The organism is Acinetobacter sp. 778_lipA (assembly GCF_058242985.1).
In genome coordinates, this window is record NZ_JBZAYT010000001.1 from 1,914,587 (window position 1) to 1,934,406 (window position 19,820).

General features: G+C 37.2%; 21 protein-coding genes and 1 pseudogene. 14 read left to right on the forward strand and 8 right to left on the reverse strand.

Annotated elements, in window-relative coordinates; translation table 11 throughout:
• Nucleotides 1–23 precede the first annotated feature (23 nt).
• On the forward strand, nucleotides 24–719 hold the full coding sequence (gene pyrF, locus AC4CUY_RS08975) for an orotidine-5'-phosphate decarboxylase (protein ID WP_419327466.1): 696 nt from the start codon (nucleotides 24–26) through the stop codon (nucleotides 717–719).
• A gap of 203 nt (nucleotides 720–922) precedes the next feature.
• On the opposite strand, the gene AC4CUY_RS08980 is transcribed toward pyrF, so the two are convergent.
• Both AC4CUY_RS08980 and AC4CUY_RS08985 read right to left on the reverse strand, forming a co-directional pair.
• Nucleotides 923–1,831, reverse strand: a complete 909-nt coding sequence (locus tag AC4CUY_RS08980; protein ID WP_336951411.1) for a LysO family transporter — start codon at nucleotides 1,829–1,831, stop codon at nucleotides 923–925.
• Between the two features lie 87 nt (nucleotides 1,832–1,918).
• Nucleotides 1,919–3,442: pseudogene (locus AC4CUY_RS08985) on the reverse strand (flavin-containing monooxygenase).
• A gap of 154 nt (nucleotides 3,443–3,596) precedes the next feature.
• Between AC4CUY_RS08985 and AC4CUY_RS08990 the strand changes: the two are divergent.
• On the forward strand, nucleotides 3,597–4,607 hold the full coding sequence (locus AC4CUY_RS08990) for an AraC family transcriptional regulator (protein WP_336951409.1): 1,011 nt from the start codon (nucleotides 3,597–3,599) through the stop codon (nucleotides 4,605–4,607).
• A gap of 108 nt (nucleotides 4,608–4,715) precedes the next feature.
• Nucleotides 4,716–5,864, forward strand: coding sequence for a cell division protein ZapE (zapE, locus tag AC4CUY_RS08995; RefSeq protein WP_004720770.1), 1,149 nt, complete (start codon nucleotides 4,716–4,718; stop codon nucleotides 5,862–5,864).
• A gap of 202 nt (nucleotides 5,865–6,066) precedes the next feature.
• Here the strand turns inward: zapE and AC4CUY_RS09000 are convergent, their stop codons facing one another.
• Entirely contained in the window at nucleotides 6,067–7,419 is a 1,353-nt protein-coding gene (locus AC4CUY_RS09000; RefSeq protein ID WP_336951408.1) for a TrkH family potassium uptake protein, read from the reverse strand.
• Between the two features lie 8 nt (nucleotides 7,420–7,427).
• Entirely contained in the window at nucleotides 7,428–8,078 is a 651-nt protein-coding gene (locus AC4CUY_RS09005; protein ID WP_004720766.1) for a potassium channel family protein, read from the reverse strand.
• Between the two features lie 245 nt (nucleotides 8,079–8,323).
• Here AC4CUY_RS09005 and AC4CUY_RS09010 point away from each other — a divergent pair, with 245 nt between their 5' ends.
• Entirely contained in the window at nucleotides 8,324–8,869 is a 546-nt protein-coding gene (locus AC4CUY_RS09010; RefSeq protein ID WP_336951480.1) for a hypothetical protein, read from the forward strand.
• Between the two features lie 48 nt (nucleotides 8,870–8,917).
• Entirely contained in the window at nucleotides 8,918–9,418 is a 501-nt protein-coding gene (locus AC4CUY_RS09015) for a hypothetical protein (protein ID WP_336951407.1), read from the forward strand.
• Between the two features lie 81 nt (nucleotides 9,419–9,499).
• On the opposite strand, the gene ilvA is transcribed toward AC4CUY_RS09015, so the two are convergent.
• Complete coding sequence (gene ilvA / locus AC4CUY_RS09020) at nucleotides 9,500–11,038, reverse strand: threonine ammonia-lyase, biosynthetic (protein ID WP_336951405.1); 1,539 nt, start codon at nucleotides 11,036–11,038, stop codon at nucleotides 9,500–9,502.
• 115 nt (nucleotides 11,039–11,153) lie between these two features.
• Here ilvA and rpiA point away from each other — a divergent pair, with 115 nt between their 5' ends.
• From rpiA to AC4CUY_RS09045, 5 genes are all read left to right on the forward strand, one after another.
• Nucleotides 11,154–11,825 carry a ribose-5-phosphate isomerase RpiA gene (gene rpiA / locus AC4CUY_RS09025; RefSeq protein WP_336951404.1) on the forward strand — a complete coding sequence of 224 codons (672 nt, stop codon included), beginning with the start codon at nucleotides 11,154–11,156 and terminating at the stop codon, nucleotides 11,823–11,825.
• A gap of 92 nt (nucleotides 11,826–11,917) precedes the next feature.
• Nucleotides 11,918–12,592, forward strand: a complete 675-nt coding sequence (locus tag AC4CUY_RS09030) for a M48 family metallopeptidase (protein ID WP_490774001.1) — start codon at nucleotides 11,918–11,920, stop codon at nucleotides 12,590–12,592.
• A 52-nt stretch (nucleotides 12,593–12,644) separates the two neighbouring features.
• Nucleotides 12,645–13,001: a VOC family protein gene (locus AC4CUY_RS09035; protein ID WP_490774002.1), complete on the forward strand. Its 357-nt coding sequence runs from the start codon at nucleotides 12,645–12,647 to the stop codon at nucleotides 12,999–13,001.
• A gap of 29 nt (nucleotides 13,002–13,030) precedes the next feature.
• Nucleotides 13,031–13,453, forward strand: coding sequence for a bleomycin resistance protein (locus tag AC4CUY_RS09040; RefSeq protein ID WP_336951401.1), 423 nt, complete (start codon nucleotides 13,031–13,033; stop codon nucleotides 13,451–13,453).
• 55 nt (nucleotides 13,454–13,508) lie between these two features.
• Complete coding sequence (locus AC4CUY_RS09045) at nucleotides 13,509–13,940, forward strand: GNAT family N-acetyltransferase (RefSeq protein ID WP_336951399.1); 432 nt, start codon at nucleotides 13,509–13,511, stop codon at nucleotides 13,938–13,940.
• On the opposite strand, the gene AC4CUY_RS09050 is transcribed toward AC4CUY_RS09045, so the two are convergent.
• The 3 genes from AC4CUY_RS09050 to AC4CUY_RS09060 all read right to left on the reverse strand — a co-directional run bounded on the left by AC4CUY_RS09050 (nucleotide 13,930) and on the right by AC4CUY_RS09060 (nucleotide 15,943).
• Nucleotides 13,930–14,751, reverse strand: a complete 822-nt coding sequence (locus AC4CUY_RS09050) for an alpha/beta fold hydrolase (protein WP_336951398.1) — start codon at nucleotides 14,749–14,751, stop codon at nucleotides 13,930–13,932. The two genes, AC4CUY_RS09045 and AC4CUY_RS09050, sit on opposite strands and share 11 nt — an antisense overlap.
• Nucleotides 14,752–14,754: 3 nt before the next feature.
• Nucleotides 14,755–15,507, reverse strand: coding sequence for an HD domain-containing protein (locus AC4CUY_RS09055; protein ID WP_336951396.1), 753 nt, complete (start codon nucleotides 15,505–15,507; stop codon nucleotides 14,755–14,757).
• A 298-nt stretch (nucleotides 15,508–15,805) separates the two neighbouring features.
• A complete protein-coding gene (locus AC4CUY_RS09060; RefSeq protein ID WP_336951395.1) occupies nucleotides 15,806–15,943 on the reverse strand; it encodes a hypothetical protein in 138 nt (45 codons plus the stop codon).
• Nucleotides 15,944–16,275: 332 nt separating this feature from the next.
• Between AC4CUY_RS09060 and AC4CUY_RS09065 the strand changes: the two genes are divergently transcribed.
• The 4 genes from AC4CUY_RS09065 to clpS all read left to right on the forward strand — a co-directional run bounded on the left by AC4CUY_RS09065 (nucleotide 16,276) and on the right by clpS (nucleotide 19,819).
• Complete coding sequence (locus AC4CUY_RS09065; protein WP_336951478.1) at nucleotides 16,276–17,361, forward strand: GGDEF domain-containing protein; 1,086 nt, start codon at nucleotides 16,276–16,278, stop codon at nucleotides 17,359–17,361.
• Between the two features lie 135 nt (nucleotides 17,362–17,496).
• Nucleotides 17,497–18,546 (forward strand): N-acetyl-gamma-glutamyl-phosphate reductase, encoded by a 1,050-nt coding sequence (gene argC / locus AC4CUY_RS09070; protein ID WP_483769953.1) that lies wholly within the window; start codon nucleotides 17,497–17,499, stop codon nucleotides 18,544–18,546.
• An 82-nt stretch (nucleotides 18,547–18,628) separates the two neighbouring features.
• A complete protein-coding gene (locus AC4CUY_RS09075; RefSeq protein ID WP_336951393.1) occupies nucleotides 18,629–19,372 on the forward strand; it encodes a DUF6776 family protein in 744 nt (247 codons plus the stop codon).
• A 21-nt stretch (nucleotides 19,373–19,393) separates the two neighbouring features.
• A complete protein-coding gene (gene clpS, locus AC4CUY_RS09080; protein ID WP_004720737.1) occupies nucleotides 19,394–19,819 on the forward strand; it encodes an ATP-dependent Clp protease adapter ClpS in 426 nt (141 codons plus the stop codon).
• Nucleotide 19,820 lies beyond the last annotated feature (1 nt).

Here is a 19,820-nt window from a genome sequence, read left to right on the forward strand (position 1 = left end):
TATAATGAGCGAAAATTTATGTGATGGAACTGAGATTCGTGAGTATTATTGTTGCCTTAGATGCAAAAAGCCAATATGACGCCCTAGCAATTGCTGATCAGCTTGACCCATCACTATGTCGTTTAAAAGTCGGTAAAGAACTATTTACTCATGAAGGCCCTCTTGTTGTGAAGGCACTACATGATAAGGGCTTTGAAGTATTCCTCGATTTAAAATTTCATGATATTCCAAACACAACCGCACAGGCGGTTTGTGCTGCGGCTGATTTGGGCGTATGGATGGTCAATGTCCATGCCTCTGGTGGGCGTAAAATGATGGAAACTTGTGTAGAACGGTTAAAAGCAGGTAACTATAAAACACAATTGATAGCGGTTACTGTTCTTACTTCAATGGAACGTGAAGACTTGCGTGATATTGGTTTAGATATTGAGCCATTTGAACAAGTGAAACGTCTGGCTAAATTGACTCAACAAAGTGGTCTGGATGGCGTGGTATGTTCGGCCCAGGAAGCCAAGATGTTACGTCAGGACTTAGGTGCCGAATTTGCTTTAGTAACACCTGGAATTCGTCCAGCTGGTGCAAATGCAGATGATCAAAAGCGTATTGTAACACCTAAGCAAGCCATGCTTGATGGTTCTACTCATTTAGTGATTGGTCGTCCAATTACTCAATCTGAACATCCAAGTAAAACCTTACAAGATATTTTAGCGACTCTATAAAAATAAACCCCTCTTTGTCATTGGATTAAGAGGGTGATTTTTTGATTTATATAATAAAAATTGCTGTGTATACACTGTAGTGTATCTGCGTTACTAGGTCTTTTTTCAGAAGTTTAAAAAACTTTTTATTCCAGTGATTCTATTGATCAGTATTGCTATCTCGTCAGATAAAGTACGATGGATGCCACATTCAGCACTTAATTTTAAAGTGCAGCTAAAACACTTACCGCAATTGGTGCCAATACCGACAGAACAAAACCACTGACCATTGCATGTGGAATATAATCATTGCCGCAAGCTTGTTTCACCATAGGTAAGGTGACATCCATTGCGGTTGCACCAGCAGAAGAAATTGCTGAACGTGGATAACGCCATCCAATCATATACATAAATAAAATGGCAAAAATCTCCCTAAATAAATCGTTCATTAACGCAATACTTCCCAGATGGGCATTCTTTAATTCAGTCACCACAATCCCTGTCATAGAATAGAAGCCGTAACCTTGCGAGAGCATGATTAAATCTTTCATACTGATGTCTTGAATCAAGAAAAATGCCGCAACAGCACCCAATAGTGAGCCAATCACGCAGGCAATCGGTACCAGCATAATTTTCCAGTTTAACCAAGAACGATCCAGTGGCGAGTAAGCCAGATCCAAGCCGATCAGTAACATGTAAACTAAAAGTAAATTCCATGTGCTGACATGTAGTGGAACATGGAAAAGGTGGGCCAGCTCTGCTAAGCCATACCCTACAGCTAGTGCAATAAATGCATAGCTGATGTTGAGTAATGAACCCATCAATAATTCAGCAGAAACTTTACCTTGTGATGGTTTGTAGCCAATTGCTGTAAATACTAGATAACAACAAAAAAATGCACCCAATGATGTGCTGAATGCAATTGTGATGGAACTGGTGAGAATCTGTGCAGGGCTGGCAATATTATGAATTGTTTGAGAAAACTCCATTGCAATCGCAATTAAAAGAATATAGGTAAAATAAGGCAGTATTTTAAAAGCTATTTTTTCAATGGATTGTGGAATTCTGCGTGCTAAAATAAACCCTAAGCATAAACAAAATAAAAGTTGGAAAATAAGCCAAAGTGATTGCATGAAAAATAGATAGGCAATGGATACCTATCTATTATAGTCGAAGCACAGAAAAGCGGTTGAAAATTTATAGAAGAATATTAACCAAGTTTATGCAGCTTTTGATTTTTGCTTTGCGCTTTGCTCACGGCCTAATAAGCGGAAATCTGCTGGGTTTACTTTGCGAGTGCTGAGCCAAAATTTCCAGGTATAGGTTGGCCATAATGCAAAGTTTTTACCACCATCTTGTTGGTACCAACTGACACAGCCTGATTGCCATACCGTACCTTCAAGCTGTTTCTGTACATTTTCATTAAATTGATCTTGTACTTCAGCTTTTACCGTCACTGCTTGAGTCTGTGTTTTTGCAACCATTTGAATCAACTGCAAAATATAATTCACTTGAGATTCAATCATGAAAATTACAGAGTTATGCCCCAGTACGGTATTTGGACCAAGCAATTGAAATAGATTTGGAAAGCCTTTGGTGCTGATCCCATAAAAACTTTCTGCACCATCTTTCCATGCCGTTTTTAATTCAACGCCGTGTTCACCATAGCAATCAAATGATTTTAAATAGATGCGTGGATCTGTAATAAAACCAGTACCATAAATTAAACAATCAATTTGACGTTCTTTGCCATCCTTGGTGATGATGCTATTTTCAGTAATTTCCTGAATTCCATCGGTAATTAATTCAACATTTTTACGGTTGAATGTTGGAAAGTATTTGTTGGAAATCAGAATACGCTTACAGCCCATAATATAGTCAGGGGTCAGTTTTCTGGCGATTTCTTTGTCTTTAACTTGGAATTTTATATAAGCTTCAGCAAGTTTCTGACCATATTTCATGATTTGTGGTTTTACAATGGGGACGACACGTGATTCATTTGACCAGTACAAGCGTGCACGGTGTAATTTCCTAAACCATTCAAAGCGACTAAATAGTTTTTTATCAAGTGCATTATAGGCACGTTCATCACGAGGAATTACCCAAGCAGGGGTTCTTTGAAATACATAAAGATTTTGCACCTTTGCAGCAATTTCAGGAATATATTGAATTGCACTACCACCAGTACCAATGGATGCTACATTTTTTTGATTTAAATTATAGTCATGCTTCCAATGTGATGAATGGAAAACTTCGCCTTTGAATTTTTCAAGCCCTTTAATTTTAGGAATCTGTGGTACATGCAATGGCCCTGATGCAAAAATAACAAATTGAGCCTCAATTTTTTGTCCACTTTTTAGTGTTAAATGCCAATTGAAATTATGCTCATCATAATGTGTAGAAACCACTTCTTGATTAAATTGGATGTATTTCTTTAAATTGAATTGCTGAATTAAATCTTGAATATAGTCAAAAATCTCAGGTGCTTCGGCATAACGTTTTGATCAATCCGTTTTGGGTGCAAAAGAAAGCGAGTACATATGTGATTGAACATCACACGCCGCACCCGGATACTGGTTCTCACGCCATGTACCGCCCACATCATCTGCTTTTTCTAAAATAATAAAATCATCAATATTGGCTTGCAATAGGCGGATCGCCATGGCTAAACCACCAAATCCCGATCCGATAATTGCAACTTGCGTTGATTGGGTTTTTGTTTCAGTCGTAGGGGCTGTACTCATTTTTGTTCGCTCTGACTTTTCCAGTTTTGCATAGAATATCGGAAATGCAGCGCTTGAAATATGATTGCACTGACACAAAAATTGATATATTCGGCAATTTGCAAAAAACCATCTTTGTAGTACAAAGTTTGGGTAGAAATCAAATGATGATCTAATGAAACGCTCGATTCTCGGTTTAATGTATTTAATTCATGGTATGCGTAATGCTGGAATCGATGTAGATTCACGACTTTCTAGCATTGGGATCAAAGCAGATGCACTCGATCCCAGCTCAATCATTCACCCCAGTTTAGAGTGGGATATACAAAAAGTGATTGGGCAGGGTGTGCAGCCAGAAACGGGGTTGTTTATTGGTCAGCATTATTCTTTGGCGGGCTATGGTCCATTGCTTATGCTCTTGGTGACCTGTGGTAATGTTGGTGATGCGATTCAAAATGGTGTTCATTATCAAGGTCTAACCTATTTATACGGTGTCTTAGGACTTGAGAAAGGTGATCATCAAATTGCATTAACTTACAAACCAGTAGATTTAGAAACAGAAATGGGCTTGTTGAGAGCACAATGCGAAATCTCTGGCACTTATAAATTTCTGGATGATATTTATAAAATGATGGGACTTACAGCGCCCAGCGTGAGAATCGAATTACCTTTTCAGCAGCCTCAGGATTTAAATGTATTAAAGCAATATCATGATTATTACGGTTCGGATTTACATTTTAATTGTGAAAAAGCTGCTTTTTGGATCAATGAAGATGTGATGCAACTGCCGATTCCCTCCGCAGATCCGATCACACATCGGGTTTACGAAGCCAAGTGCATTGCTGAAATTGAGCGATTAAATGCTGAAGAACAGAAAATTGCGCCATTGATTCAACGGGTAAATGATTATTTGGAATTACAGCAAGGGATTATTCCCTCGATGGCCGAAGTAGCTCAGGCGTTGAATGTGCCTGAAAGAACCTTACGCCATCAGTTGCAGCAATTAAATACCAGCTATAAACAAATTCGAGAACAGCTGATTAAGCACAAAGCATTGCGATTAATTGAATATAAGGAATATTCAATTGAGGTGATTGCTGAATTACTTGGCTACTCAGAACCCGCTGCATTTAATCATGCTTTTAAACGTTGGTTTGGGCAAAGCCCGCGTCAATATGGTAAATAAACAGGTAGTGCTGATATGAGATATAGAGTTAGAATTATCCCAAAGTTTTATTTATCAAAAATGAATATTCGATATACTTCCTTTAGCCTTTAAAAGTAACAAAATGATATGTTAGATCAGAATACAACTTCAACAGCATTTACTCCCGTATCACCCGCTGAGCGTTATGCAAAAGCATTGTCATCTGGACAGTTTTTACCAGATGATGCTCAGGCTCAAGCAGTACATGAGTTGGAGCGGGTATGGCAAGAATTGATCAATCGTTATAAAGCATCGAAGAAAGCTTTTCGTCGTTTCCGTCGTCAAACTGCACCGAGAGGTGTATATATGTGGGGCGGTGTCGGGCGTGGAAAAACATGGCTCATGGATCAATTTTACGATTCGATTCCTTTTCGCCGTAAAACCCGTATGCATTTTCATCACTTTATGCAGTTTGTGCATAAGGAGTTAAACAAGCTTTCTGGGCAGCGTAATCCGTTAGATATCGTTGCAGATCAAATTTATAAAGAAGCTGTAGTAATTTGTTTTGACGAGTTCTTTGTGTCGAATGTAACGGATGCAATGATTCTCAGTGATTTATTTCAAAAATTATTTACCCGTGGCATTACCTTGATTGCCACATCAAATATTGCCCCAGATGGTTTATATAAAAATGGAATCCATCGTGATCGTTTTATTCCAACGATTGAAATGGTGAAAAAACACTGTGTGGTATTGAATGTTGATGCGGGTGTTGACTATCGTTTACGGGTATTAAAACAAGCGCAATTGTTTAAATCACCACTGACAGATGATAATAAAGTCTGGATGGCAAAGCGTTTTAATGCATTAACCACATCGCAAACAGTGTCAGAAGAACCAATTACGATTAATAACCGTGTTGTTGAAACTTTAGGCCATACCGAAGATGTATTGTGGTGTGAGTTTAGAGAACTCTGTATGAAACCGCGTAGCCCATCGGATTTTATTGAAATTGCCAATATTTATAATACCGTTTTGGTGAGTAATGTTCCGCACTTAACTGATTTGCTGTCAGAAGGTACACGTCGTTTTATTTATCTGGTAGATGAGTTTTATGATCGTGGAGTAAAGCTATTACTGACCTCTCAAGACTCGATTATTGAAATTTATGATGGAGAGAAGCTGGCTTTTGAAATTGAACGTACACGTTCTCGTTTACTCGAAATGCAATCAGATGAATATTTGCAGTCAGAGCATCGTTTGATTAAAGGCAATAGTGAGTTAGAAGTAGAATAATCATCCTTAGAAAGATGTAAAAAAGCGATCCAATCATTGATAAGATCGCTTTTTTATGGGGGATACTGTCATCAGTATACATTTTGCAAGGATTGTCTGAGCAATCTATTTAAGGAGTCTCAGCCTATTTTAGATATACGTGATAAGATTAAAATGATCCTACAAAGCAGTTTCAGTTGTATTCACTTGATGATTAAAACAATTAACCCACCTGAATTTCAGTATTTGGATGGCGAACACGACTTTTATTCGGTGTCGCAATCAAATACGCAAGTGTTAGTGGTCCTAAGCGTCCAGCAAACATTAGACAAATTAAAGCGATTTGGCTTCCTGCATGCAAATTTTCTGTGATCCCTCGAGATAGGCCGACAGTACAAGCCGCAGAAACGGCTTCAAATAGTAAGTCTAAAAACTTTTTATCAGGTTCTAGAATCAGTAGGGTAAAAAAGCCAATCAAGATCAGTAACGATGTAATCGAAATGACTGCAAGAGCTTTAAACGTGGCTTGATGAGAAACAGAATGTCCAAAAACAGTAATTTCATCTGAACGCTTTAAAAAGGTAATGACACTTAAAATCATAATAATGAATGTGCCGACTTTAATTCCACCCGCAGTACTTAATGAGCCGCCACCAATAAACATCAATACCATGGTAATTAAGGTTGATGCATTGGTCATGCTGCTGACTTCCAAGCTGTTAAAACCTGATGAACGAGGTACAGTGGCATGGAACCATGCATTTAAAGCTTGATCACCAATAGACATGGGGGCAAGTGTTAAGGGGTTAGAAGCTTCGATTGCCCAAATAACAATAAAAGCAAAGAGGTTTAAGCCAGCAATCGTAGACAGAATTAACTTACTATTGGTAGAAAGCTTTTTCCAACGCTTGGCTCTTTTTATATCCATCAAGACAACAAAACCAATTCCACCGATGATATACAGCATACTGATGGTAAATGTCACCATATACTGGTCAGAGAAGCTCATTAAGCTATTGGGGAATAAAGAAAACCCACCATTATTAAAAGCAGAAATACTATAAAAAAGCGCATAAAAAAATGCATGTTCAAGGTCATAGTGATGTGACCAAGCCATGGTTAGAATCCCTGTACCAATCGCTTCAAAGAACAATGAATAAAGAAAAACCCCTTTTACTGTAAAGGTCGCTTTGGCCAAACTGGTTTGACCAATAGTTTCCTGTGCCATGACTTGCTGCCGAATACCAACTTTTGAGGAAAGACTCAAAGCAGCTAAGATTGCAAAAGTCATAAAACCTAAGCCGCCGCATTGGATCAGTATCATCACCACAACTTGACCAAAAGTGGTTAAGGAGTCACCAATATTGACGACAGATAGCCCAGTGATAGTCACAGCAGAGGTTGCAGTAAACAGGGCCTCTAGCCATGTCAAATTGCCTTGATTAGCAAAGGGAAGTTTAAGGAATAGTGTTCCGATGATAATGAAGCTTAAAAAACCTAAAGCAAGTAAGCTCGGTGGGCTGAGATTAATACTATTGTGTTTTTTGTTGATTAGTTCTTTTTTAGATAAACGCATAGTTATAACTATAAGAAACGAATCGAAAATTGTCTTAACATTTCTACAGGCCCTTCAAGGATTAAAATATCCTTTTCCTGTAAAATCGTCCCCGGTGCAATATCATACAGTACATGTGAACCGCGTTGTAATAACAAGGTTGTAAGTTCGGGGGTATTTTCCATGACCGTTTGAAATTGCGCGCCTTGTAAATTTGCACCTATTTCAATTTTGACGATATAGCGATCATTATTTAACGCCATATAACGTCTCACCATTGGATAACTAAGTGATTGTGCAACACGAATCCCCATATCTTCTTCAGGGTGAATGATTTTTGTAATGCCTAAATGAGACAAAATCATATGATGTGATTTAGATTTGGCTTTTACAAAGATTTTTTCGATACCCAAATTTTTTAAATGCAGTACGCATAGAATACTGGCTTCAATATCTTCACCAATGGCAACCACCACGGCATCACAATTTTTGATATTCAGTTCATCTAACACATGTTCATCGGTAGCATCTGCAATAACTGCATGACTGATTTTATCGGCAATGTTTTCTACATTTTTCTTTAATGTATCAATACCTATTACATCGTGATTTAAGTTGGTGAGTTCTAGTGCAACTGCTTCACCAAAACTGCCTAAACCGATGACAGCGAATTGCGCCATTCTACAAAGTCCTTATCCCGACACTGATTTTGTGTTGGTATGATCATATTCAATTTTTATATATTTTATCTTTAAAGTATTGCAACGCCAATCTACAAACTGAGAATAAAAAGCGATAAATGTAAATAAAACCAGATTTATGTCATAAAAACTTAAAATTGATCCGATATCATTGCTTTGAAATTTAAAAATGCAAAGCCAAGATTGGGCTTTTGATCCAAGAATAAAAAATGGATGATAAAAAAATGGACGATAAGAAAATTTTTAAAATTCTCCAACATTGGTTCCCAGCATTGGAGCAAAGAGATATTCCCAAAAAGAAATATCGTAAACGTTTTGTCGAGTTTCTCAGTTGGATCGAAGCTGAAAAGTTTGGTGGGCGATTTCGTGGATATTTAATGAAAATTGATCGTATGCAATTTCATGAAAATGAGATTGAGCGTTGTGCTGTTTTTCATGAATATGCAGTAGATAGCTTAGGAATTCAAACTCAAATTCGTGAAAGAGCGAAGCCTTTATTTGATCATTATGAAGTACACAAAGATGTTATTGGACGCTATTACAATGTTCAAGATCAAGTTTATGATGTTGTTTTTGAAGAAATATTAAAGCAGGCCAGACAACATGATCATGAACTGTTGCTGATTTATGCTGAAGACTATTATTGGTTGATTGTACCGAATCATGAATATAAAATTGAAAAGTTCTGCAAGTGTTTTAATAAGCAATTTCATGATGAAGATGTCAGTATAGAACACTATGCATTATTTGACTGTTCAAGATCGACTTAGTTTTTTGCTATTAATTCAACTTATTGATAATAAAATAGAGAGATATCCATGTCACAGAAAATATATTCATTACTTCAACATTTAATTCCCGAGCTAAATGCACAAAAAATTCCTCAAAATACTGAATTTTATAGTTTTAGTGAATGGATAAATCAACAGCATGATTTCCTGCATTATATTGAATTAAAAGAATATTATGACAATGGAATTGAAAATGATTTCTACTTTAACCAGTACAATATTGATACTGAGCAATTGCAAAATGAAATCGAAGTTGCAATAGCAGAAGTATTTGATCAGTACGATGAGGAAGATGATGACGTCTCATTTGATAATCAAATCGATGCGATGGAACAAACCGAAGAAATTATTTTTGATAAAATTAAAGTGACTGCCAATCTACATCAGCTTTCTTTATTGGTGGTCTATCGAGAGAATCCATATTGGATGCTTGTGCCGACACAAGATGAGCAACAGTTAAATCAAATTGTGGATGCTTTTAATGACGCATTTAATGATGATGGTGATTTAAATATGGCGATTTATTAAGTTAACTTTTTCGAATTGTTCTGATTTTATAAAAAATAGCCCATAAAAAATTTATAGGCTATTTCTATTTTGAAGCTCTTTCTATTTTAAGAAACGTTGATAACCTAAGTTATTGGTAATTTCTTGATATGGGTAATTGATATTTTCCAAAGTCTCAATCAGTCCATCTGGATTCTGTACCGCATCTTCTGCATCCAAGCCAACCAAAACACGACCTTCTGCTGCACCGTGATTACGATAATGGAATAGGCTAATGTTATGGGTTGGACCAAGACGCTCTAAGAATGTTAATAAAGCACCTGGGCGTTCTGGAAACTCAACACGGAACAAACGTTCATTGGCAATATCAGCATGACCACCAATCAAATAACGGATATGCAATTTTGCAACTTCATCATCCGATAAATCATCGACATCATAATGTAATTTCATTGCTTCATAGATGTCATGACGTTCTTTTTCACCAGCCTTTAAGCTAATACCGACAAAGACTTGAGCGGCAGATGCATCACTGGCACGATAGTTAAACTCAGTGATATTACGTCCTTGCAAAGCACGACAGAAATTCAGGAAAGAACCTTTTTCTTCTGGAATGGTCACTGCAAAAATAGCTTCTTTACGTTCACCGAGTTCGGTACGTTCAGCAATATAACGTAAACGGTCAAAGTTCATATTGGCACCACAAACAATTGACACCATATTTTTGCCTTCAAGACCATGCTCAGCGACGTACTTTTTGATACCTGCAAGTGCCATCGCACCTGATGGTTCTACAATACTACGACATTCATCATAGGTATCTTTGATTGCTGTACAGATTTCATCTGTGTTGACCAAGACGACATCACGTTCAACAATTGGACCTGAGTTATCAGATTTTTGTAGTTGAATCACTTCAAATGGCTTTTCACCAATTTGAGCAACAGCTGTACCATCTGCAAATAATCCTACAGAAGGGAGTACCACACGTTGATTCGCTTCAAATGCTGCTTTTAAACATGCAGATTCATCATATTCGACAGGAATAATTTTGACATGCGGAGCAACATCACCAAGATATGCTGCTACACCTGCAATTAAACCACCACCGCCCACAGCAACAAATACGTATTCAACATCACGCCATTGACGCAATATTTCATTGGCAATTGTACCTTGGCCGGCCATGACCAGTTCATCATCATAAGGCGGAATAAAGGTTAAACCTTCGTCGTTTGCACGTTGAATCGCATATTTGTTAGCAACATCAAATGAGTCGCCGTGAAGCACAACATCACCACCCAAACGCTTTACTGCTTGAACTTTAATGTCAGGGGTGGTTTTTGGCATCACAATAATGGCGCGAATACCTAACTTTTGACCAGATAAAGCCACGCCCTGAGCATGGTTACCTGCTGAAGCAGTAATAACGCCACGTTCCAACTGAGATTTCGGTAATTGACTAATACGGTTATACGCACCGCGTAGTTTGAAGGAAAAGACAGGTTGTAAATCTTCGCGTTTAAAGCGAATGTTATTGTTTAGTTTTTCACTAATTCGTGGCGCTGCTTCGAGTGGGGTTTCGATTGCAACGTCATACACCGTTGCCTGTAATATTTGTCGAACCAAACGAGACAGCATGTTAATTTTCCATCTAACAGTTTAAAATGAGCGCTCATTGTAACAAACCGTTGTACCTTTGCGTTTTAAAATTATGCAAAATGTGCAGGAAATTGAAATTTTATTGAGAGATGTCATGAGCCTTTATGCAACCCAGGACGAGAAAAAACAAGCTGCAGCCCAAGCCGCTTTAAAACACTTACCAAGAGGGGGCATTTTGGGAGTTGGTACTGGTAGTACAGTGAACTTCTTAATTGAATTATTACCTCAGTTACAACTCGAAGCAGCAGTTGCCAGTTCAGAAGCAACGGCTCAACGTCTTAAGAAATTAGGTATTGAGGTGGTTGATATGAACCATGTCAGTGGTTTAGATGCTTATGTGGATGGTGCTGATGAAATTGACCGTCATTTACATATGATTAAAGGCGGGGGGGCTGCACTCACGCGTGAAAAAATCGTGGCATCTATTGCGAAAAAGTTTGTATGTATTGTTGATGACTCGAAATGGGTCGATCAGTTAGGCCGTGAATTTCCTTTGCCTATTGAAGTGATTCCTATGGCACGTTCAGCAGTAGCACGTAAAATTGTATCACTAGGCGGTGACCCAGTTTATCGTGAAGGTGTGGTAACGGATAACGGTAATGTCATTCTAGATGTGTATAACTTAAATATTTTGAATGCATTAGAGGTCGAAAAAACCATTAACGATATTCCTGGAGTGGTGTGTAACGGTATTTTTGCGATCAATAAAGCTGATGTTGCTGTAGTTGCGACCAATAACGGTATTGAAGAGCGTACCGCAGGATAAAAAAATTTCCCCTAACTTCTGCTCGAGTAAAGATGAGGCTTCCTCCTTGCCTTTAAAGAACGGTTGGGGGAGATTCTAAAAATAAGCGTATTATGACTGCAAATCTTCCTGAAATTAAAATCACTCATCATGCACGGGCAACACGCTTGCGTTTACGTGTTGAACCAACACAGATTCGCTTAACTGTGCCTAAGTATTGTAGCCAACGTCAGATTCAGCATTTTTTACACGAGTCTAAACAATGGATGATTGAGACCTGGCATAAACAGCAGGAAAAAATACAGCAAGTTGATCAGATATTACCGACAAGCTTGCAACTGTTTAATTTAAAACACCCCATAGAAATTATTTATAAAACTCAAAAAAATAGCTATATTTTAGATGAGCAAAAGCCTCAATTATTTGTCAGCGACCGTCAGCCTGAAAACTATTTAAAAGCTTTTGTAATTGCTTATGCAAAGCATTATTTACCAATCTATTTAAAGCAAGTCAGTGATGAAACTCGTTTAAAGTTTGGACAGTGTACTGTTCGACACCCAAAAACACGTTGGGGAAGTTGTACAGCCCGTCATGATATTATGCTCAATAGTGCTTTGGTTTTATTTGATCAACAAATTACCCGTTATGTCTGTGTACATGAATTGGCACATACCAAACATTTTGATCATAGCGCTGCTTTTTGGTTTGAAGTTGAAAAGCATGATCAACACTATCAGCAGCATCGTAAAGTTTTAAAAGGTAGCGTAATGCCTTGGTGGTGGGCGTAATAAAATAAGTAAATTTCTAGATTGAATTAAAACAAAAAATAAGGAAAAGCGTATGAGTGTAAAAAGAATCATAGGTAATATTAAAGCTTTAGATTTAGCCAGTGCGCAAGCTTTTTATGGTGATTTTTTAGCGATGGACTTGGTGATGGATCATGGCTGGATCAAAACATTTGCCAGTCAGGAAATGATGCATCCACAAATCAGTATTGCTTCCGAAGGGGGAAATAATACAGATGTACCCGATTTTTCAATCGAGGTCGACAATGTGGATGAACTTTATGAAAAAGCCAAAAAATTAGATTTAGACATCCTCTATCCCTTAACTAACGAGGATTGGGTCGTTAGGCGATTCTATGTCAAAGATCCATTTGGAAAGGTTGTAAATATTTTACAACATATTGAATATTAAAAAATTAATGAATTAAGTAGGATTTTTAAATGCAGTGGAATAAATTGGTTCCAGAACTGATCGTCACCGATTTGGATAAAAGTTATCATTTTTGGGTGGAAATATTGGGTTTTTCTGTAATGTATCAACGGACTGAAGAAAAATTTATCTATGTGGAACTTGATGGTGTTCAGTTTATGTTGGAGCAACAACAACAAGGGCAATGGTTAACAGGAGTATTGGCCTACCCATTGGGAAGAGGGATTAACTTTCAGTTCGAAGTAGACCAACTCGACAGTATTTTAAATCGTTTGGATGTCGCACAATGGCCGCTGTTTGAAGCATTAGAAGAACGTTGGTACCGTGCAGAAACTATAGAGCATGGACAAAAGCAATTTTTAGTTCAAGATCCAGATGGTTATTTATTACGAATTGTTGAGGTGATTGGAGAAAGGGCGATAACGTTAGATTAAATCAAGGCTGGCTTAAATAAGGTCAGGTTATAGGGACTTTAATTGAGGTACAGCGATGCACATCAGATCTTTTCAGTATTATGACCGAGCACCATTGAGTGAACTTTTTTTAAATACCAGAAAATTAAGTTGGCCGTGGTTGAATTCTTCAAAATGGGAGCTGAGTGATTTTGAAAAATACACCCAAAATGAAATGATTTTAGTAGCTGAAAAAGACCAAGAATATTTGGGATTTGCATCTATTTTTCTGCAAGAGAACTTTTTACATCATCTATTTATTGCCCCAAATGCTCAAAATCAGGGTGTAGGGACAGCATTGCTACACGCAGCAGAACAACTGTTTACGGGTACAGGCTATCTCAAATGTTTATCTGAAAATAAAAAAGCTTTGTCTTTTTATTTAGGTCATGGCTGGGAAGCAATCAGCACTGGAGAAAGTGAAGAAGGTGGATATATATTGATGTCAAAAGCAAAACTTATTCAGTAAAACTATTGACCCATTCTATAATTATTTCGACGACTTCATCAGGCTGTTTAATCCATGCACTATGTTGATTGCCTTTGGTTTTATGGGTTAAATCCAGCGTGTTTATTTGTGGGTTTTTAAAATAACCACTTAGGCCAAGCATTGAAGACATTGGTGCAAAATCATCGCCATTTAAATAGACAAATAAGGCAGCGTTATTCACCACGTTTTCTTGCCCAATAATATGTGCATAATTTCCTGTAAAGATAACTTTAGACCAATCACGCATTAAGGATTTTGTCTCTTTATTCCCAAAAGCAATTTTATAGCCTGCAAAATAACCATCTTTTAAAATCATGGCGTTGATCGCTGTGACTGCTTTTAAAATATTTATTTTACCTTTTAAGTCCCAATTTTTTAAACCGATATTGCCAGTGGCAACACCAATGACTTTATTTGCATGATTTTGTGCATAAAGTGTTGCTAAATGTCCGCCTAAGCTATGTCCAAATAAGATTGGGGCTTGCTGGTTCAATTCTAAGGCCAGCTTTTCCAGTTGAGGAATAAATTCATTGAGTAAATCAGCATAACCATAATCAACCTTTGCTGAAACAGGTGGAGTATTGCGTCCGCAATGAGGATAATCAGCCACAATAACATTCAAGCCACTTTGGCTTAAAGCTGTAATGAGTACCTCGTATTTACTGATTGCTATACCTAGCGCAGCCAGCAAAATAACACTCTGGCTATTTTCAGTGTTTGAATAAATATCGACTAGAATTGGATATGGCCCAAAATCAATCTTCTTTTGGGTAAAAGAGGTGTTTTTCATGATTTAGTCCTTAAAAATATTCATTTGAATCATGCTTGAAAGTCCGAGTTTGTGCATTAAAGCAGTCCGTGATTGAGGGTTTCTTTTTGCTTCAATTGAGATAAGTTTACGCATTTCTGAATTAAAATGTACCCGCGGATATTGGGTTAAAATTTTGTTTTTAAAACTGTTTGAAAATAAGCTGAGATCAGTTCCAATCACATCACATGAAGTGGCTTTTTGTAATAATAGAACTTCTTTAGTAAGGCTTGGATCATTCTCATCTAAATTCCCATTCATATGTAAACAAATCGCATCTGAAATATTATCTATTTTGACTTTGGGATAATGGTGTTTGGTACAGAGTGCTTCAGCTCTTAAGGCGCTTTCAAAGCTAAAACATTGACATGCATATTGATCCAAATGATCAACTAGACCTAAATCATGCATCAAACATGAGACAAAAAGGCTCTCTTGATCAAATTGCCATTGTTTGGTGTGGGCAATAGCAACAGCCCAAAAATAGCTCCGCCAAGAATGATTGATGATCGCTTGTGAAGCCGTTTGTTCTAATTCGTTCATCGCTTCTTTGGCAATTGCTGTGTCAGGAATATGAAAATTATCCAGTGTAAATAAAGTTGAATCATGAGGTGCTTTGAGAAATGTCTTGCCATAGCTCAATGTGACAGGGATTAGAACTTGTTTTATTAACTGAGTTTTTTCTTTAAAGCTAAGTTTTCCATTGCTTGTATTCATCCACGCTCGTGATCCAATCATGATCAATGGGTCCTTTTGTTGAATTTAGAGTAATTACTCTAAATTATTATGCATAAATCATTTAGCAAGACAAGACCGTTTTCTTTGAATTTTTTTGAATAGTCTTTTATGCCAAAAATGAGAATTAAAATTGTTTGTCCTTTTACTATTTTTTTTGAAATAGCCAATCTGTCAAAAAACTCAGACATAAGAATATAATTTTCTCAATTAATATTTTTATTTAAATCAATTATATAGAAAAATAAACGAGATGGTTATAAAAATACTTGCAATGCCACATCTTACATTTAAGGTTTAATTACCTTTGCGTAGGGGATGCCAAACCTTGCGCTGCAAACAAAGCAGTGCTTTGTTTTTGCTCATGGGCGAAGGGTACGTCCTGTACCCCCGTCCAACGGCGACATCCATGTCGCCCCGTGGTAGAATAACCATCCATGATTTAAAAACACAAAAACGAATTAATAATTAGGTAGGTTGACTATTTTTGGATTGATAGATTTATAGACAATGTCATTGAATAGTCTGCGTGTGTATATTGATCATCATAAATTTTAAGTAAGAGTATAATGCCTTAAAAGTATTTCTTAATAAAAACTGTTAAATTACAAAATAGTCTGATTATTTTAAGCATAAGTTGGGAGTGAATAAAAAAATACTCTAAACTTGGCGAATTGCCAATATTTCCTATTTCTTATCATAAAGATATCAGACGTGAATTTTGCAGATACTCATTACTTTATTTTGATTGTACCGTTCTGCCTGATATTAATGGGCAGTTTACTTTTGATCTGCCATTATTTTTTTAAGGCACCTACATATTTATTTTGGTTGGGTCTCGGATATATCGTGCCATCATTTTCTTTAGCTGCACAAAGCTTTATGTCTAACCAACAATTAACATTTTCTGCTCCACTTTTAGGTGGTTTATACCTATTTGGCGCGTGGGCCAGTGCATATACTATGGCATTAAGAAAGAACGCCAGTTCACATACTTTAGCCGCTTTTATCTTGATCTTCATCACAATATGCTTGTTGGTCTATTATTCTTTTGTTGATGAACAGCTATGGATGCGGATGCTGATTTTAAACCTTAGCATTGCCGTAGTTGAATCATTGGTTTTGGCTTCAATTTTTAAAAATGATAAGCAAAGTGATTGGTTAAATAAGCTGGTCGATTATTCTTACCTTTTTATTGTTTTATATACTTTTTTTCGCGTCATTATTATTTTCTTTTTTTTGAAAAATATTCAAGCCAATATGCTTGTAAATTCAGTATGGTGGTTAATGATGCTTGCTGCCAGTATTATCCTGAGCATGTGGTTTGCGATCGTACTTATAGGAACATTAGTTCGAGACATTATTTTGAAATTAAATGATGAACGTTGTAGAGATCCATTAACGCATCTACTCAATCGCCGTGGATTTTATGATGCAGCTAAAATAAATTTAATTGATTTATCAGATAGACAATATTTTTTGTTAATGTGTGATGTTGATCATTTTAAAAAAATTAATGATACCTATGGACATCTGGTCGGTGATCAGATTTTGCAAAGTGTAGGTCGTCTTGTCAGTCAGCATGTCGGTGAAAAGGGCTTAGTTGGACGTTTTGGTGGTGAAGAGTTTATTGTTTTATTACAAGTTGAAGATCTCAGTGAGGCTTATAAAATTGCTGAGCGTATGCGGATTGCTATTGAAACTGAGCAATTTTTAACTCAATCCATCTTATTGACAGCCAGCTTTGGCTTAACACAAGTGAGACATCGTAATTTAGCGAGTGGTATAGAAGCTGCTGACAAACTTTTGTATGTGGCCAAACGTAGAGGACGAAACTGTATTGCCCAAGATGCATGAATTAAATTTATGGGAATTTAACTTTGTCATAATGCTAAAACATTATAAAAACCCAGTAAAATAGTTTAGAAAGCATCAACTTCCTGTCATACTACAGCACTACAAAATGGATACTTTTAAATCGAGGTAAAAAACGTGATTTCAGTGGGTATTGTCGGTGGAACAGGTTATACAGGCGTTGAATTGTTGCGTCTTTTACTACGACATCCAAATGTTCAAGTGAATGTACTGACATCACGTACCGAAGATGGTCGCCGTGTGGATGATATATTTCCAAGCTTACGTGGGCACACAGAGCTTAAGTATTCAGATTTAAACATTGATGAATTAAAAAAATGTGATGTTGTGTTTTTTGCGACCCCGCATGGTGTGGCAATGCAGCATGCACAACAACTTTTGGCAGCAAATACCAAAGTTATCGATTTAGCCGCTGATTTTCGCTTGCAGAATTTAGCACAGTTTGAAAAATGGTATGGGATGCAGCATGCCTGCCCAGAGATACTGAAAGACTCTGTTTATGGTTTATCGGAACTTAATCGTGAACAAATTAAAAATGCCAATGTTGTCGGTAACCCGGGTTGTTACCCAACCACTGTTCAGTTGGGATTAGCGCCACTTTTTAAGCAAGCTGAAACATTGGTTAAACCAGAAAGTATTATCATTGATGCGAAATCTGGTGTATCAGGTGCAGGGCGTAAAGCTAGTCTAGGCATGATTTATTCTGAAAATGCAGATAATTTTAAAGCCTATGGCGTTGCTGGACATCGTCATCATCCTGAGATTGTAGAAGCATTAGAAAATATTTCGGGTCAAAAAAATGTATTTGATCAGATTCTTTTTGTACCACATTTGGTTCCGATGATTCGTGGTATGTTCAGTACAATCTATGTTGATTTGACAGAGCAAGGCGCAGCAGCAGATTTACAAAGTCTTTATGAAAAATTTTATGCAAATGAAATATTTGTAGATGTAATGCCTGCAAATAGTTCACCAGAAACACGTTCTGTACGTGGTGCAAACCAACTCAGAATTGCACTGTATAAACCGCATCCGAACAAGTTAATTGTTTTGTCTGTTCAAGATAATTTAGTCAAAGGTGCGGCAGGACAGGCTGTACAAAATATGAACTTAATGTTTGGTTTTACTGAAGATGCTGGTCTACAAGGTATCGGATTATTACCATAAAAAACGCTTTATTGCTTCACACACATATAACTTTGCGGTTAAATGTGTGTTTTGATTCTATCAATAATACTTAGAGATGATGATGCAGAACACAGAAACAAATACCGCGTCACAACCAGCTCAAGCACCGAAAAAGCCTTTTTTAAAAGGGAATATGCCTTTGGTGATCGGTGGGGTTGTATTATGTGCTGGCAGTGTGATTTTAGGTTATACAGTTGGACATCGCCAAGGGCTAACGGTAGTCGGTTTTGATGCAGATGCAGAACAGTTGGTAGAAGTTGTGAAGCAACAAAAAACAACGCTGGCTAATTTAAACAAAAGCTTAAATGCTGCTGTGCAGGAACGAGACGTGGCTGTTTCGAATTCTAACGATTTGTTAGAGTCATTGAACAAAGCCAATGCTGAAAAATCACAAGTAGATGTGATGAGTGCAATTTATCGTGAAGTGTTAAAACAACGTGGTGGTTTGAGTTTAACAATTCAAAATTTGGCCGTTAAGCCATTACCTGAAAACGCTTATGAATATCAGCTTGATCTTATTCAAGTCAGTCCAAGACGTGCGACCGGTTCCGTTGAAATTCGTTTGATTAGTGGTACTGAGGTGTTAACAGTGCCAATGGCAGATGCGAATTATAACTTTACTGATTATGAGCGTTTAACGGGACGTTGGACTATGCCTAAGGGTTTTAATCCACAATTTATCGAAATCCGTCTAAATGGTGCCACACCAGTGGTTAAACGTTTTAGTTGGTCACGTGGGCAAGCTGTAGACAGTGCAGCAGCGTTCGCTGCAGAGGTTCCTCAAGCTGCGGCTAATTCTCAATAAATCATAAGTATTTTGAAAAATATGCGAACTAATAAACGTCAAATGAGTTTAAATGAAGTGAAATCATCATTCCGTGATTCAGGATTTATAGATTGGCACTTGAGTATTCGTATAAGTAATTCAGAAGATCCAAACCATCCAGACCATGATCAAGCGGATGTTGCAGTACAAACTGCACCACCTGAAGTGAAGCGACCACCGATGTATTCTGTCGTTTTATTGAACGATGATTACACTCCGATGGACTTTGTTATTGAAATTTTACAACAATACTTTGCTTTGAATCTTGACCAAGCCACTCAAGTAATGTTAACAGTACATTATGAAGGAAAAGGTGAAGCTGGTGTTTATCCAAGAGACATTGCGGAGACTAAAGCCAACCAAGTTAATAACTACGCTCGATCTCAAGGTCATCCATTGCTTTGTCAGATTGAGCCAAAAGAATAAG

Bases quoted from the DNA above. Each gene is read 5' to 3' on its own strand.
- AC4CUY_RS08980 (WP_336951411.1), bottom strand. From the start codon at position 1,831: ATGCAATCACTTTGGCTTATTTTCCAACTTTTATTTTGTTTATGCTTA.
- AC4CUY_RS09005 (WP_004720766.1), bottom strand. From the start codon at position 8,078: ATGGCGCAATTCGCTGTCATCGGTTTAGGCAGTTTTGGTGAAGCAGTT.
- clpS (WP_004720737.1), top strand. From the start codon at position 19,394: ATGCGAACTAATAAACGTCAAATGAGTTTAAATGAAGTGAAATCATCA.
- ilvA (WP_336951405.1), bottom strand. From the start codon at position 11,038: ATGCTGTCTCGTTTGGTTCGACAAATATTACAGGCAACGGTGTATGAC.
- AC4CUY_RS09010 (WP_336951480.1), top strand. From the start codon at position 8,324: ATGGACGATAAGAAAATTTTTAAAATTCTCCAACATTGGTTCCCAGCA.
- AC4CUY_RS09035 (WP_490774002.1), top strand. From the start codon at position 12,645: ATGAGTGTAAAAAGAATCATAGGTAATATTAAAGCTTTAGATTTAGCC.
- AC4CUY_RS09055 (WP_336951396.1), bottom strand. From the start codon at position 15,507: ATGATTGGATCACGAGCGTGGATGAATACAAGCAATGGAAAACTTAGC.
- AC4CUY_RS09040 (WP_336951401.1), top strand. From the start codon at position 13,031: ATGCAGTGGAATAAATTGGTTCCAGAACTGATCGTCACCGATTTGGAT.
- AC4CUY_RS09000 (WP_336951408.1), bottom strand. From the start codon at position 7,419: ATGCGTTTATCTAAAAAAGAACTAATCAACAAAAAACACAATAGTATT.
- pyrF (WP_419327466.1), top strand. From the start codon at position 24: ATGGAACTGAGATTCGTGAGTATTATTGTTGCCTTAGATGCAAAAAGC.
- AC4CUY_RS09060 (WP_336951395.1), bottom strand. From the start codon at position 15,943: ATGGATGGTTATTCTACCACGGGGCGACATGGATGTCGCCGTTGGACG.
- AC4CUY_RS09075 (WP_336951393.1), top strand. From the start codon at position 18,629: ATGCAGAACACAGAAACAAATACCGCGTCACAACCAGCTCAAGCACCG.
- zapE (WP_004720770.1), top strand. From the start codon at position 4,716: ATGTTAGATCAGAATACAACTTCAACAGCATTTACTCCCGTATCACCC.
- AC4CUY_RS09015 (WP_336951407.1), top strand. From the start codon at position 8,918: ATGTCACAGAAAATATATTCATTACTTCAACATTTAATTCCCGAGCTA.
- AC4CUY_RS09065 (WP_336951478.1), top strand. From the start codon at position 16,276: ATGGGCAGTTTACTTTTGATCTGCCATTATTTTTTTAAGGCACCTACA.
- AC4CUY_RS09045 (WP_336951399.1), top strand. From the start codon at position 13,509: ATGCACATCAGATCTTTTCAGTATTATGACCGAGCACCATTGAGTGAA.
- AC4CUY_RS09050 (WP_336951398.1), bottom strand. From the start codon at position 14,751: ATGAAAAACACCTCTTTTACCCAAAAGAAGATTGATTTTGGGCCATAT.
- AC4CUY_RS08990 (WP_336951409.1), top strand. From the start codon at position 3,597: ATGAAACGCTCGATTCTCGGTTTAATGTATTTAATTCATGGTATGCGT.
- AC4CUY_RS09030 (WP_490774001.1), top strand. From the start codon at position 11,918: ATGACTGCAAATCTTCCTGAAATTAAAATCACTCATCATGCACGGGCA.
- rpiA (WP_336951404.1), top strand. From the start codon at position 11,154: ATGAGCCTTTATGCAACCCAGGACGAGAAAAAACAAGCTGCAGCCCAA.